General features: G+C 52.8%; 12 protein-coding genes and 1 rRNA gene. 10 read left to right on the forward strand and 3 right to left on the reverse strand.

What is annotated here, in order from left to right; genetic code table 11:
• Window positions 1-15 precede the first annotated feature (15 nt).
• Window positions 16-131 (forward strand): 5S ribosomal RNA (rrf, locus tag G516_RS0111805).
• Between the two features lie 495 nt (window positions 132-626).
• On the opposite strand, the gene G516_RS0111810 is transcribed toward rrf, so the two are convergent.
• The 3 genes from G516_RS0111810 to G516_RS22205 form a co-directional block, all read right to left on the reverse strand.
• A complete protein-coding gene (locus G516_RS0111810) occupies window positions 627-1610 on the reverse strand; it encodes a polysaccharide deacetylase family protein (RefSeq protein ID WP_028293837.1) in 984 nt (327 codons plus the stop codon).
• A 3-nt stretch (window positions 1611-1613) separates the two neighbouring features.
• A complete protein-coding gene (locus tag G516_RS0111815) occupies window positions 1614-2342 on the reverse strand; it encodes a peptidoglycan bridge formation glycyltransferase FemA/FemB family protein (RefSeq protein WP_156879028.1) in 729 nt (242 codons plus the stop codon).
• A gap of 177 nt (window positions 2343-2519) precedes the next feature.
• Entirely contained in the window at window positions 2520-3437 is a 918-nt protein-coding gene (locus tag G516_RS22205; protein ID WP_211225105.1) for an alginate lyase family protein, read from the reverse strand.
• Between the two features lie 446 nt (window positions 3438-3883).
• Between G516_RS22205 and G516_RS0111825 the strand changes: the two genes are divergently transcribed.
• The 9 genes from G516_RS0111825 to G516_RS0111865 all read left to right on the forward strand — a co-directional run bounded on the left by G516_RS0111825 (window position 3884) and on the right by G516_RS0111865 (window position 14663).
• Window positions 3884-4621 (forward strand): OmpA family protein, encoded by a 738-nt coding sequence (locus tag G516_RS0111825; RefSeq protein ID WP_051219353.1) that lies wholly within the window; start codon window positions 3884-3886, stop codon window positions 4619-4621.
• Between the two features lie 95 nt (window positions 4622-4716).
• On the forward strand, window positions 4717-5670 hold the full coding sequence (locus tag G516_RS0111830) for a glycosyltransferase family 2 protein (protein ID WP_028293840.1): 954 nt from the start codon (window positions 4717-4719) through the stop codon (window positions 5668-5670).
• Between the two features lie 19 nt (window positions 5671-5689).
• On the forward strand, window positions 5690-7000 hold the full coding sequence (locus G516_RS0111835) for a lipopolysaccharide biosynthesis protein (RefSeq protein WP_156879029.1): 1311 nt from the start codon (window positions 5690-5692) through the stop codon (window positions 6998-7000).
• A 136-nt stretch (window positions 7001-7136) separates the two neighbouring features.
• Window positions 7137-8537 (forward strand): ExeA family protein, encoded by a 1401-nt coding sequence (locus G516_RS0111840; RefSeq protein WP_028293842.1) that lies wholly within the window; start codon window positions 7137-7139, stop codon window positions 8535-8537.
• A 30-nt stretch (window positions 8538-8567) separates the two neighbouring features.
• Window positions 8568-9635, forward strand: a complete 1068-nt coding sequence (locus tag G516_RS0111845) for a CpsD/CapB family tyrosine-protein kinase (RefSeq protein ID WP_156879031.1) — start codon at window positions 8568-8570, stop codon at window positions 9633-9635.
• A 21-nt stretch (window positions 9636-9656) separates the two neighbouring features.
• Window positions 9657-10733 (forward strand): polysaccharide biosynthesis/export family protein, encoded by a 1077-nt coding sequence (locus G516_RS0111850; RefSeq protein WP_028293844.1) that lies wholly within the window; start codon window positions 9657-9659, stop codon window positions 10731-10733.
• Between the two features lie 33 nt (window positions 10734-10766).
• Window positions 10767-12140, forward strand: coding sequence for a GumC family protein (locus G516_RS0111855; protein WP_028293845.1), 1374 nt, complete (start codon window positions 10767-10769; stop codon window positions 12138-12140).
• A gap of 179 nt (window positions 12141-12319) precedes the next feature.
• Window positions 12320-13306 (forward strand): sugar transferase, encoded by a 987-nt coding sequence (locus G516_RS23960; RefSeq protein ID WP_084645024.1) that lies wholly within the window; start codon window positions 12320-12322, stop codon window positions 13304-13306.
• A gap of 10 nt (window positions 13307-13316) precedes the next feature.
• Window positions 13317-14663, forward strand: coding sequence for an O-antigen ligase family protein (locus G516_RS0111865; protein ID WP_028293846.1), 1347 nt, complete (start codon window positions 13317-13319; stop codon window positions 14661-14663).
• Window positions 14664-14672 lie beyond the last annotated feature (9 nt).

A 14672-nucleotide genomic window follows, 5' to 3' on the forward strand; every position in this document is an offset into this window, starting at 1 on the left:
CACCAAACCAGTTTGCTTGACGACCATAGAGCTGTGGAACCACCTGAATCCTTTCCGAACTCAGAAGTGAAACGCAGCATCGCCGATGGTAGTGTGGGGCTTCCCCATGTGAGAGTAGGTCATCGTCAAGCTCTTATCCAAAACCCCTGATCGCTTACGCGGTCAGGGGTTTTTTCGTTACGAGCTTGCCGAGCACGTCAAGGTCGAGCGCGACCCCGGTCTAACCCAAAACCCCAGCAGGGAAACCTGCTGGGGTTTTTCTTTATGCGCAGTTCATACCCGGTTGCCCTGCTGGGTTATGGGTAGAATACGTGGGTCTCTGTTACTGATATCGGGCCCATGTGACAGGCGATGCACCGAAGGTGCCAGCCTGCAGCGCCGCAGGCGTGGCGAAGCCAGACAACGCGCAGCGTTGGACTCATTGAGGTCATCGCCTCTGCGACTCAAGCACCTCCATACATAATCTTCATTCCAGCACCGTAACCCATGCGGGCGGGCCGCCGGGCGTTCACGGAACAAGCACGCTCCCGTAAGCCGTATTAGGTCTGTGGGGCAAACGCCATAGGATGGTGCGCTTGCGCCCATCAAATGCTGATGAGAATAATCCTATGCGCTCGTTGGACAAATTAGCGCAATGCCGCTTTCACTCGTTGTTGGATAGGTGCGAACACGGTTCGTGCTTGAAAGGCAGCCATATTCCAGCGGCCGTCGACGCTGATTCTTGGTACGGTATGAGGGTTGGTATCGGCTTCAACAAAGTCGATATTGGTGGTGAAAGCGCCCTTGTAGCCCAGTGCACTGGCCGTTTCGTGGGTATCCATCGAACGTGCCCATTCCTTCCCGAAAGGGTATGCAAGCCACTTGGCAGGGTTTAGTCCCCATTCTTCGAGCTTCTGGTATGACACATTGAACTCGTTCTCTTGCTCTGATTTGCTCAGAAGGGCGAGGTTTGGATGCTGATGAGTGTGTGGGGCCAAGGTAAGGATCGGAGAGCTTTTGATGGCGAGGAGGTCTGCAGGACGTATAAATGCGTTGTCTGGGACTTCCAACTGACTGCTGATTGAGCTTACCAATTGCTCCGCGGCGTCAATACCGTTGAATAAGGCCAGTTTGCGAAGAGTCGCTGCTATTTGCTGGCGACTTGATGCTTCAGCCAGCTCGAAGGAACCCGTTAGGTCATCCGTGTTTAGTGTTAGCTGTCCGCTGGTCTGTCGCTGTATCCAGGCTGCCATATCCCACCAGGGAATCCAGCTGGCATCTTCGACCGGGCGGGTAGCAATAAACCAGGTGACTGGTGTATTCATCGACTCGAACACGGGTAGCGCCAGGTCCGCAACGTCCTTGTAGCCATCATCTATCGTAATGGCTACTTGCCAGTCGCTGCTGTCGCTGTTCAGCAAGGTTTCCAGGTCAACGATGTCGGCGAAGCTCAGCAGCCACTTCAGTTGTTTGCGTAGCTCGGCCAACGGCATGGTCGATACCGGGTTGAAAAACGGATCGTCATATCCTGCTTCCGAAAAGCGGTGGTAGCAAAGTACCAGTTTACGCTTGCGTACGGATATGGCGATGGGCGCGAGTCCCGCGAGAACCTTGTTGATCAGGGGCTTCATGGCTTAACCACTCTTCTTGATGTGTTTGGCGGCTTTCAACAGACTGGAGTAGGTTTTCTGGTATTTGTACTGGGTCACTGATTCACCACCGAAGCCTTTTTTGAAGCGGGCGATTCGATATTCCGGGTGCGATTCATCATCACCATCAAAATAGCCACCCAGGTCGAAGACCTGTTTGCCACTGTCTTTGGCGTCCAGCATGGCTTGCCACACCAGCAAGCGGTTTGAAAGCCCCGAGATCATGGCGACCTGTTTGTCATCGCTGGAGAGGCGTTTGGAGCCGCTGAGAATCCAGCGAGAATGTTTGTCGTCTTGCAGGGTGAGCAATCCGCTGATCAGCTCATCGTTCCAATAGCAGGTGTACAGCGCGCCGTTTTCAACGAAGTTCCAGAACATGTCCAGATCGCCGGAAAACCCTTTTGCGTCGACGAATTCACTATAGATTTCATAAAAAGCTTCGGCATCGGTGTCCTTTTTGACAACCAGGCCTTCTCGCCCCGCACGGTTGACTTCGTAGCGGCAGCTTTTGCTCATGTTCTTCATCAGCGCGTCTGCATCCTGATCGAGCTGGATCGTCAGGGTCTTTGATTCGGTGCGCTTGAATCCTGGCAGGTCGACGTTCTCTTCCGTTGCGTAGAAGAAGGCTGCATCGCAGCCTTCAACTTCGTGGGGGGCACTGAACCAGTAGCTTTGTTTGGTAAATAGCAATTTACGCGTGTTGATTTGTACCAAACCGGTCTCCTTGCATGTTGAACAGCCTTGCTGCTCGTTTTCGGTCAAACGCTGAGTGCCATCACGGAGTCTTGAATCGACATCTTTGGCATGTGAATTTTGCCTCTTGGCACGTTGGATCGCATGATGACAGCAAGAGACTATCGCAATATTTGTGAATTATCTCACGTTTTGTGTCTATTGCTGGTCCTGATTTGGCGCATTTGCTGATTCGTTGGCTGCATGTGTCCAATCACTCCATCCCATGTTTTTACCGGGCTTTGAGGGAGTAGGTGCATCAAAGTCACTGCCGTAGTAATAGTTGATGATGTGCGGCAGCCACGTGTCGTCACCTTCTGCGGGGAACCGAGCCGTGTGGTTGAGCCACTGAAATGCTCTTAGTAGTGCCTGATCCTGCCATTGCCATACCGGATAGCCCATTCGGTGAAGCAATACGGCCTGGGCAACGGCCCCCTGAAGCGCCGTGTAAACGTAATTTTCCTTTGGTGGTGGCCAGCTGAAGCGGCCGCCACGACGTTGGTCATCTGGCAGTACTCCGTCAATAGAGTGGCCATCCCGACTTGCGCCCTTGGGATTGATGCCAACCGGGTTGTCATCGTCCGCCTGCCAGGAATCCTCCTTGTAGCGAAATTCCTGATAGACGTCGCGGTCTCCCAGCCAGCCTTTGAATACCTTGGCGGATCTGGCAACTTCCTTGCGGTCGCCAAGATAGGCTGCGATTGCAATGCGGGTGGCTCCTGAGTAAGTCCCCCAGTTGTTGGGGCGATCTTCGTGGGTTGAGCGCAAGGTTTTACCGGAAGGATAGCGGCGGATCATTTGGGTCAGCAGAAACTGCCTGAATCGTTTGTCTTCCGCTTCAGGCAGTTTCACCAGATCAGCGGCTAATACATAAGCCATTAACTCCTTGGCAACGTCCAGCACGCGTCCGTTGCGCTCGGTACCAATCGCCATCATGCAGCTGCGTATTACCTGCTGGCGTAACTGCTCGTCGCCCGTGCGGGCGAATACCAATGCCTTGGCCAGTACTTCGACATTTGCCTTATCGTCCTGGTCGGACAGGTTGGGGTGTTTCAACGGCCGTTTCGATATCTTCAATAACCGATCCCAGGCAGCTCCTTCCATTGGCAAACGGGATAGTCGTTCCGCGTCTATCCATAAATAATCTGACGGAATGTAAGCCGGGCCTGGCTCCGCGTCTGTATCGTTGAGATCGACTGCGGTCGCTGATAATGAAAACAGAGTTGTCAGTAATATAAGCGTCAGGTTTAACGGGTTTCGGTATTTTTTTGAGAAGTTATGACTGAACATTTGAGCCCCGTTTACTTGATATATCAATTTATTGATGCAGGGAAATAATGAGGTTCGATAAATCGTACCTTATGGTACTTCAGTTGCCTGAAATAAGCCCTTCATACATAATCCACGTCAACTGAGTTCATCAGATATTCATTCAGGAAGCCATCGTGACGGGATTACGTTTCATCTTTATTGTGTTTCTTGCTGTCCTAAGTACGTCGTGTAGCAATACAAAGCACATCGGTATGTGGGTCGAAGGTGAGGGCAGAGCGCCCGACTTTGACGGCGACGGCGTTCCCGATGATCTGGATTTGTGCGAAGTAGAGATGCCAGGCGTGCCTGTCGATGAAAATGGTTGTCCGTGGGACGATGATCGTGATGGTGTGCCGAATTTGATTGACCGTTGTCCGGGGACCCGACCAGGTGCCATCGTGGATCAGTGGGGGTGTGTGATCGATGGTGACGCCGATGGTGTTCTCGATACGATCGATGAGTGCCCGGATACCGCTGCAGATACCCTGGTTGATCCGGTTGGCTGTGCGTTGGATTCGGATGGTGACGGAATACCGGATTCCCAGGATGTCTGTCCGGGTACACCTGCCGATGCTGATGTTGGCGCCAATGGCTGTATTAACGGCGCTGCCAACCTGCCTGTTTTGCAAGCGGTGCACTTCGAATTCAACAAGGATGTCCTCAAACCGACGGCAAACGGGGTGTTGGATCAGGTTGTTGAATACCTCAACGCGAACCCTGACTTACGGATTCTGATTGTTGGTCATACCGACAGTAAAGGTACCGACCTGTACAACCTCGACCTGTCATGGCGTCGGGCCCGATCGGCTTATCAGTACCTGATCGATGCGGGCGTGTCCGAAAAGCGCCTGCTGCTGGCAGGTAAGGGTGAATATGAGCCGATTGACTCCACAGGCTCGACCGAGGGACGGGCGCTTAACCGTCGGGTCGAGTTCCTGGTGATTGAATAGCGGCGATTTCGCCGCAGTAGTATTGAAACGCAGTCGTGCGTCACTTCGTACGACTGCTCAACCGCCGGTAATAGCGACGTAAGGACCGAACCGATATGACTGTCCGCATCAGTGCGATCATTCCTACTTACCACCGCCCGGTGGACTTGCAGAAGTGTCTGCAATCCATCCTTGAGCAGACCTTGCTGCCGGATGAGGTCATTCTTATTGACGATGGTGATCTCGGCGGCTTCCCTATGCGTGATGAGCTTGAAGCCCGTGGCATGGACTGCATCTACTTTCAAAAGGACATTCCAGGTGTCACCGAGTCGCGCAACAAGGCTGCGGAGATCGCTCGTGGCGAAATTCTGGTGTTCCTCGAAGACGACGTGGTGCTGTTTGAAAATTACATCGAAGAGCTGGTGAACACCTTCGAAACCCATGACCAGGACGGCCAACTTGGTGGTGTGGGTGGCATCATCGATAACGAGAGTCTGTCTCTGTTCGAGCGGGTGTTCGAACGGATGCCATTCATCCTGTTTGGTATTTCCGGTTTTCGGGAGGGCAAGGTATTGCGCTCCGGTTTTGCTACTGACTATGGCCGCACCGGGTTTCCGGTCAAGGACGTTGCCGAAGTGGACTTCTTGCTGGGCGGCGTTTCCTCATTCAAACGCAAGGTATTCGACGAATTCCGTTTTTCCAACCGATATCGCAGTGCCAGCGGTTATGGTCAGGGAGAAGATAAGGAGTTCAGCTATCGGGTGTCGAAAAAGTACCGGTTGTTGGTGAATCCTAGGGCTCGTCTTTGCCATTACCCGGCTCCCAAGAAAAACTTTAACCGGTTTATCAAGGGAAGGGCGTTTATCCTGTCGCGCTACTACTTCTTTGTCGAAAGTGTAAAAAAATCACCTCTGGATTGGCTATTTTTCTGGTTTGCCATTCTTGGCTATATTCTCTACGCCGGTGCTCGGGTGCTATTGTCTTTTAAAAAGAAAGAATGGCTTCGCTTCAAGGGAACTCTCGCCGGAGTAATGGATATTATTCGCCAGCGAAGCCTCGATTCTCTGTGACCACCTGGAACGCATCACTGTGATATCCCGTAAAATGATCCTTGGTGGGATCAACACGATGGGGCTCAAGGTGTTCAACCTGGTGGCCATGTTCGCTGTGTCTGTTGTATTGGCCAGAACGCTGGGCGTTGAGGAGTACGGGCACTATGTGTTCGTCTTCACGCTGGTTGGCTTGTTATCCGAACCCCAGTTCATCGGATTGCGCTCTCTGGCCGTTCGTCACACGGTTTTGAATTTGACCAGCGCAACGGCTGGCAGGATGCGGGGCTTGTTCCGCAGGCTCTGGCAATTTTCTTTCGTGGGAGCGCTGATATCCGCCGTCGTACTGGTGTTGGTTGCATTGCTGATGGGCGACGGCCTAGGTGAGAACGGCTTCTGGCTGTGCCTTGTTGGTGCCGTGCTTCCCTTGTTGCTTGGTATCAATCGTATTCGTGATGGCGTGTTGCGGGGAGCAGGGCACCTGGTGGCAGGCCAGATTCCAAAATTGCTGCTTAGGCCTTTGTTTCTGCTGGTATACATTGGCGCAGCCTGGTGGATTCTCGCGCAGGATTTTTCTGCGGCCTGGGCTATGTTTATGCAGGTGCTGGCGGCGCTTACTGCAGCTTTTGTCTATAAATATATGACGCAAAAGCATGTATTCGCGGAGTTGCCCAAAGCAGCACCGGAATATGAGACTCGTAAGTGGTTGAGAGAGTTATTCCCTTTGGTACTGACGGGAGCCTTGCTGGTTGCTGATAGCCGGGTAGGCATTCTGTTATTGGGGGTACTTGAAGATACTGCGGAAGCGAGTAAATTCCATGCGGCTTTCCGGATCGCTGAAATTATTACGCTGGCTCATGCCGTTGCTAATTTGATCGTAGAACCCATGATTGCCCGACATTACGAAGCGGGTGAAATGGAAGCACTGCAAAAAAAAATGAGTCTGGTGGCGGGTTTGATCTTTACTGCGACAATACCAGTCGCATTGATCATGGTTTTTGCCGGGGAATGGCTGTTGTCGTTATTCGGCGCTGAATTTATTAGCGTAGCACCGGTACTGGTTATACTTGCGGGGGCGCATTTGATTGATGCCTCCATGGGCGCGGTAACCCAGATGTTAAGTATGACCAATAACGCCGGTGAAGCAGCCAGAGGCATGATGTTCGGGCTGGTGATCAATACCGTTATATGTCTGGTATTGATTCCTGAGATTGGCGCCATGGGTGCCGCCTGGGGAACCCTGATAAGCACGCTGGTGTATAAGCTATATTTGGTGTGGCGGATTCATAAACTGACAGGTATCTGGTCGACACCTTTATTCTTAGTATTTAAACTTGTTCGGAAAGGTTGAATTACTGGAACAGTTGATAGGTCCAATCCTGTTCACAGAGCTGTCACCGAACTGTTAAACCGTAATCTGGTACAGCGTACAAACACCATCGCTCGCTGTCACAGGGCGCTGTTGGAGATGGAGCCAAGGAGCAATCGTGTACAACACTTACCACCTCATTAACAAGGAGCCGTTCCTTAACAAGCCGTCTCCAAGCGTCTTCTTCGACTCCAGTACCCACACGCGGGCGTGGGATTTTCTCAAAGCGAACATTGAGTCAGAAGAGCCTGCGGTGATGGTTACCGGCAACTATGGTGTCGGTAAAACGGTACTGTGCCTGAAGCTGGTTGAAGAGCTTAAGCAGAGTGGTTATTCCTACGTTTATGTCTCGACGCCGATGCAAAGCTATCAGGAGGTGCTCTGGGGGATCTGTGCTGCGCTCGGTATTGATGATGGTGTGTCTCAGGACAGCGAAGAAGAAGACCTGCACCGGGTAATTTACAAGCATGTCGATGCCAACCCCGACACTCGTCTTGTGATCATAGTTGACGATGTGCAGGAGCATAACTCCAAAACCCTCAACAAAATTCGCCTGCTGGCCAACTACACCCGCGAAGGCAATTACGCCATCCGTCTGTTCCTGTTTGGTAGTCCGGCATTCGTTCAGCGCCTCAAGGCTCTCGACATGGAGCCTCTGGATCAGCGCATCAAACGGCGTTTCGAAGTACAGGGGCTGGATTTTGCGGATACCAAGGAATACATCTATTTCCGGTTGATTCACGCGGGTGCCAAGGGATCGCCGTTTTTTATGGACGACGCGATTCGCCTGATCGTTAGTGCTACTGGTGGCATTCTGCGTAAGACCAATAATCTGTGTGACATGTGCTTGCAGATTGGTGCCTCTCGCGGCATTGAAGATATTGACCGTGCTCTGGTCGAAGAAGCTCTGCAAGCACTGGGCTGGGAAGCTGAGCCAGGCAAGGTCGATCGTACTGAAGAAGCAAGCGTCAAAGAAGCAATGGCTGAAGCCCCGGTGGCTGAGTTGGCAACGGCAAATACAGCTGCAACTGCTGCTCCTGTGAGCGAAGCCACGGCGGCTGTGCCTCCAGCGCCGGTATTGAATGAACCAGAAAAGCCAGCGGTTGAAGCTGGCCTTAAACTGCATTCTGACGGTGACACCCTGGCTCCACCGTTACAAAACGCGACAATGCAGCCTGTGCCATTCCCGGGCCAGCAAGCCGGATTCCAGGCACCAGACCCTGCACACCAGCCGATGCATGCGCCGCACAGTACGCCTCAACATACCGCTGCAACCGGACACTTTGGTGTCCCACAGTCCTCCCAGGGAGCAGCCCCTTATTTTGGCGCCAACGCACCTGCTGGGCAGCCAAACGCTCAGCAAGGGAATATGCACCCGGATGACCATGAAGAAAAGCCCACTAAACCGGCGGGCAATGACAGCAAATGGACGGCCTGGTTGTTTCGGGGGCTGGTTGTCTTCCTGTTGCTGGCGATTCTGGCGGCCGTTGTGATGCGAGATGGAAATGTCGCTGGTTAACCCCTACAGGCCTCTTGTGAGGGCTTCGCAATGACGGATACCAAGGCTCCTACCCGAGGGTATGCGGATCAGTTTCATCGCTTGCGTGCAGGCGAGGATGATGCGCGTCCACAAATGTCTTCTAAAGGCTCCTACAGCGAGCGTTATCGCAGTATTCATGCAGACAGTGGAAACAGCAACGGCCTCGCTCCTGGCTTTCGCTCATACGCTGAGCAAGCTGCTGCCGGTCGTGCCCGCCGCGTGCCTGAGCCTGCTGCCACCGCGGTAGGACCCGTGGCTGCCGCCCCTGACACCGCCAAACCCTCTCCTCAGCCAACAGTGAAAACTGAGGCTGTCCAACAAAAGGCCGCAGATTCTGGCTCCGACGCTGATAGCGAAGCGGTAACGGCCAAAACGACCGACAGCGTCAAAAAGGCTCCGCTTAAACAGCTGGTTGCTCGTGGCCAGCCAGTTGCTTTCAGTAACAAGGTGAAGCGCCAACTGGCACGCAGTGAACGTGAGCTGGGCATGGTGGAAGGTAACTTGTCGAGTGCGGGGAAAGAACTGAAAACCCTCTATTTCACCAGCTGTTTTGATGGTGATGGCAAAACCATTTCGGCCATGTACGCTGCCTATGGACTGGCGTCACATGGAGAGCGGGTGTTGCTGATTGACTCCAATGTCGGCAAACCTGCGATGCAGCGTTACTTTCAGACGCATGGCCCGGGGCTTGCGGAAATCATTGCGGGTGCCGTGCCGGTCGAGTTGGCGCTGCATGCGACCCAGCAAAAAGGGTTGGACTACATCCCGGCAGGCAACCTGCCAGCGGGAGCACACATCAGTAACCGTGCAATGAAAGAACTGCTGGAGCTGTTGAAAGACTACTATCGCTACATCATCGTTGATGGCAGCTCGGTTTTCTCATCTTCAGAAGCGACGCGTATGGCGTCAGCGGTGGATGGTTTGGTGCTGGTGGTTGCGTGTGAGCAAACGCGCTGGGAAGTAGCCCAAAGCGCGGAAGAAAAGATTACCAGTGCTGGTGGCAAGGTGATTGGTATTTCGATGAATCGACGCCGGTTCTACTTGCCTCGGCGTATTTATGACTGGCTGTCTGGCTGATTCGATATGATTGGAAACACAATGCGTACTATGCCTTTGGTCATGCTGAACAAGACTGGCTCTGCGTTAGCCGCGATGATGGTAATCATGGCGGCTCTTTTGCTATCGGCTTGCAGCGGCGGTGGCAATGTCATTCCTGCGGACCATGACAAAACCGATGTGGTTGATCACACCAAAGGGGTCCCGGCGGCCAAGATCGCGACCTTGCGTATGGCCAATGACTATCCGCTGTTCGATCACTATTACATCGCGCCAGGCGACGTTCTGGATGTGGTGTACAACCTTGAGAAGCAGCTGGAAAAGTCTCGTTTTGAAATTGACTTGTACCATGCGCTGGATATTCGGTTTATTGGTGCCTCCGAACTGGACACCCGTCAGGACGTGTTGCCAGACGGCACCATTTCGCTGCCGTACTTTGGTTCTTACCCGGTAATCGGAAAGACCTCGGAAGAACTCAAGCACGAGCTGGAAAAGGCCTATGCCAAATACCTCCGTTATCCTGAGGTGTTGGTTGAAATTCTGAATATCGACGCGCGTGTTGAACAGATTCGTACCGACTTGCGTACGGCTGGGCGGGGCCTGAGTAAGCTGGTGACTGTGCGTCAGGACGGCTATGCCTCATTCCCTATGATTGGCGAATTTTTTGTCGCCAAAAAGACCATTGCTGAAGTCAGTGATGACATCATCAAAGCCTACGAGAACTACATGCCGGGTCTGAAAGCCAACCTGTTCCTGCATGAACAAACCGGCACCAATATTTATGTGATGGGTGAAGTCAAGAACCCGGATGCCTACGAGATCAATCGACCGATCAATATTCTGCAAGCCATCGCCCTCGCGGGTGGATACACTCGTGAAGGTCAGACTGAGCACATTGTGGTGTTCCGTCGAGAAGGCGACCGCCTGACCGCCAACCGCTTCAACATCAAGGATATGGCGCAGTTTGGTGCCCATGCGACCAGTTTCTTCCTGCAGCCGGAAGACATTGTGTTGGTACCACGTAGCAAGGTCTCCAGTCTGGCGCAGCTGATGTCTGAAATTGCCGATATCACCTTCTTCCAGGGATTGGGTCTGGGGGTCAGTTATGACGTTCAGTAATCGTAACCATCCTGCAGGGACGGGACCGTTATCATGAAAACCCAGGATTACATCAAGGAATTTGCGACCATCTTTTTCATTCAGAAAAAGATCATCTTTGGTGCCGTTGCCTTTGCCATGGCCATTGGCATTCTGATTGTGATGTTCGCTCCGAAAACCTATCAGGCCAAAGGGGCGGTGATCCTGAAGGGCAGCCAGTTGCTGCAATCCCAGGAGACGTTGGCGGACGTTCGGGCAGAAGTTGGCCCTATCTCTGAGGCCGACCTGTTCTCGGATATGGAAATCATCCAGTCCCTCGACGTGGTGCTGGGGGCGATTCACAGGGTGCAGGCGGAAGGTAAGCTCGATACCGACCTGATGGACGTTGAGGCCATGAGTAAGTTGGCCAGTAAGATCCAGAAAAGCATGTCGGCGACCCTGGTGCCGCGCTCAACCATCATTCGGGTGAGCTTGACCTGGACCAGCCCTGAGACTGCGACGTATCTGCTGTCGGCGATTTTTGAAGAATACCTGCAACGCCGACAAGCGGTGTACAACCCGGAAGAAGAGGTCGACTTCTTCGAAACCCAGTTGAAGTCGTTCCATGAGAGCCTTGCCGAGCTGGAAGACCAGATGGTGTCAGTTTCCGGAGGCACTAACGCTCAGGCGCTGCGAAACCTCATCAAACGCAATATCGAGCTGATGGCCGATCTGGAACGCGACCTGACCGGGCTGGAATCGAAACGGATTGCCAAGGCCCATTACGTCGATTATCTGGAAGACAACATGAAGCGCGATGGCGTTAATCTGTTTACCTCCATCGATAGTCTGGAGCTGGGTGACTTCTCCAAAAAAGTACAGGATTTGCTGATCGAGAAGGAAGCCAAGCTCAGGGTATACACCGAAGAAAACCCGGAAGTGATTCGTGAGCAGGAGCTGCTGGATCGACTGTACGACGTCTACAGGGAAGAAGTGCAAAGTCACATACTGAAAGAGCGCTCGGAATTACGCGGTGTAGAAGACCAGATTCAGGCCGCCAAGCAGACCATGGTGGACGTTGAAAAGAAAAATGCCGGTTTGTATCAGATGGTGTTGGATGCCGAACGTCTGGACCGTGAGCACGACGTGATTGAAGACTCCTACAAGACCTTTGCTACCCGCTATCGTGAAGCCAAGATTCGCAGTGAAACACAATCGGATCGCTTGTTCTCTGTGTCGATTCTGGAGCGAGCCTATGCGTCCAGTCAGTCGATCTTCCCCAAAGCAGGCAAAATCCTGCCGATCAGTTTGATTCTCGGATTGATGCTTGGGGTAACCATTGGCTTCCTGCTTGAGTTCTTTGATCACAGATTCAAGCGTCCTGAGGACATCAGTAATTACGCTGGCTTGCCGTATTTATTTTCCGTTCCTGATAAAAGTAATTATTAGTAAACAAGTGTCGCCGCGAAGTGGTGGATTGAGTAACAAAGTTCTGGCATGGTGACTTTTGTAACTGAGTCACAGTTCTGGACTCTAGCCGTTGACTGACAAGCGTTTGCTCAAGGAATGAGTAACGCCAAAGGACATGTCGACAAGATGAATGGAGCTCTGAAAAAGAGAATCACGTTTTGAAAGTACCTCTTATTGAACGTGCGTTAGCTGCACTCTTGCTGGTCCTGGCATCTCCGCTGTTTCTTTGCCTCTATGTCCTCGTGTGGATCACCATGGGCAGACCGGTTTTTTATGTCGGTGAGCGATTGGGCTACCAGAAAAAGCCGTTTAACATCATCAAGTTCCGTACGCTGGGGTTGGGTGCCCAGCAGAAAATTGGTGGTGAACTGTTTAACCACAAACATGCCCAGATTCGCCCGGCAGCCCAATTTATGCGAGACACTCGCCTGGACGAGCTGCCGCAGCTGCTGAACATTGCCCGTGGCGAAATGCAGTTTATTGGCCCGCGCCCGGAGCGTTACGAAGTGTACGTTCAGCAGTGTAAGGACATTCCCAACTACGAAGTGCGTTTCCAGACAGCACCGGGTGTCGTTGGCTTTTCCCAGCTGTGTACTCCTCACAGCGCTCCGAAAACCATGCGTGCCCGTATTGACCGCCAATACGTCACCAGTTCTTCTCGCAGTCAGGTTGGTTTTGGCTTGTTCGCGGCCTGGGTGTTGCTAAGGCGATTGGTGGTTGGCTCCGTGAACTATTTGTGGCGCGAGAAAATCGGCAATCAGTTGCTCAAGGGCCAGGCTGAGCGTCGTGCGCACCCTCGGGTACGGCTCAACACCGCGACGGTTGAAATTATGAGCTATGACGGCAAAGAGAAGCTCTACTCCGGTCGTATTTGTGACATCAACTCCGAATACCTGCGCCTGACCGGTCATATGGATCTGCAGCCGGACATTCGCTATCGCGCACGCCTGAAATCGGAAGCCAAGGCGTCATTGGGCGGCCGCTCCAAGGTCGCATACTGCTACGTCGATCTGATTCGGGAAAACGCTGGTACTGCAGATGGCGAGCGCGAATTTATTGTGGAATACGAGCCTGTATCGCCACTGAATCATTACCTGGTGGACCAGTACTTCCTGCATAAGTCCATCATCGCCTGTCCTAACTGATCAGGTTCCTGTGAAGCGCCCGGAGATCAACCCAACGGAGATACTCAAGCAGCGTGTGCTTGGGGGGCGCTACGACACCTGCTTTGATTTCTGGTTACCGCAGTTGCTGTTTGTGGTGATCATTTTCACCGTACCTTTCTTCAAGTGGCGCTCCATCGGCCCGCTGCGGATTGACCATCTTGCCATGGCTGGTCTGATCCTGCTGATCTTCCCCTGTCTGATGATGAACAAGCGGTCCATCAGCCGTTTTTCTTCGAGTATTTGGGGGCCGTATTTTCTGTTCTTGCTGGTTAATGCCGTCTCAGGACTGATATCGCCGTTTCCGGATCAATCCATCAGTGGCATGACCACGTTGATCATGGGGCTGGTACTGGTGACCATGACGGTCTTGGTGATCAACCCCATCAGTCTGGAACGGAGTCTGTTCTGGGGCATTCTCTGGAGTACCGGAATTGGTTCGTTCCTGGCTTGTCTGGGCTATTTCGGCGGTATGGAGCAATTCCAACAGGAAGATTCGAACCGCGGGGTAGGCGCCACGCTGAGCTCCAACAACATGGCCATCATGTGCATGTTTGCTTATCCATTGGCGGTGCGCGGTGCCGTTTACGCCAAAAGCAACATGGGCAAAATCGTTGGCTGGATTGCGACCCTGTGCGTGGTCGGCGGAGTAGTTTCTTCATTGTCGCGGGCAGGCTTTCTGGTGATGATGTTGACCACTGCGGTACTGCTGAACCAGTACAAAAGCAAATTCCAGGTGCGCTATTTTGGCTTGGTGATTGCCGGGTTTGCCGTTTTCTCGGTGTTGGTGGTGCTGTTTATTCCCAAGGATTTTGTCGAGCGGCAAATGTCGCTGGTCAGCGATGAGCCGGCTCAGGACCGCTCTCTGGACCGACGCGGGTCGTATGTGACAGTGGCCTTCAAGGCATTTGAAGAGCACCCGATCATTGGCACCGGGCCGGATACCTTCAAGGAAAACTGGGTCAGGTCGGTAGAAACCAAATTCTTCGATATGGAACAACGCCCTGCCCACAACACTTATCTTGAGGTCATGGTTGGTACCGGCACCATTGGCATGTTCGCGTTCTTTTTTCTGCTGTGGCGTATGTACAGCAACTTTGCCAGTGCGGAAAAAAATCTAGCCCGGCATGGTTTGGAAGCCGAGTCCCAATTAGCGGCAGCGCTGAAACTGTCGATGGTGGGCGTTTGCTTGTATTTCTTTTTCAAAAGTGGTCTTGAACATAAGTATTTCCTGCTGCTGATTGGCTTGGCGGGTACCATCAAGCACTACGAAGCCTTCAAGATTGAACAGCAACAAATGATCGCCAACGGCGAGCTGCCAGAACTGAAAGACGATTGATGGTATCTG

Origin of the sequence: Oceanobacter kriegii DSM 6294, assembly GCF_000422845.1 — a bacterium.
Lineage (GTDB): Bacteria > Pseudomonadota > Gammaproteobacteria > Pseudomonadales > Oceanobacteraceae > Oceanobacter > Oceanobacter kriegii.

Excerpts from the sequence above, each read along its gene's own strand:
- G516_RS0111825 (WP_051219353.1), top strand. The coding sequence starts at position 3,884 with ATGTGGGTCGAAGGTGAGGGCAGAGCGCCCGACTTTGACGGCGACGGC.
- G516_RS0111850 (WP_028293844.1), top strand. The coding sequence starts at position 9,657 with ATGCGTACTATGCCTTTGGTCATGCTGAACAAGACTGGCTCTGCGTTA.
- G516_RS0111810 (WP_028293837.1), bottom strand. The coding sequence starts at position 1,610 with ATGAAGCCCCTGATCAACAAGGTTCTCGCGGGACTCGCGCCCATCGCC.
- G516_RS0111830 (WP_028293840.1), top strand. The coding sequence starts at position 4,717 with ATGACTGTCCGCATCAGTGCGATCATTCCTACTTACCACCGCCCGGTG.
- G516_RS0111855 (WP_028293845.1), top strand. The coding sequence starts at position 10,767 with ATGAAAACCCAGGATTACATCAAGGAATTTGCGACCATCTTTTTCATT.
- G516_RS0111845 (WP_156879031.1), top strand. The coding sequence starts at position 8,568 with ATGACGGATACCAAGGCTCCTACCCGAGGGTATGCGGATCAGTTTCAT.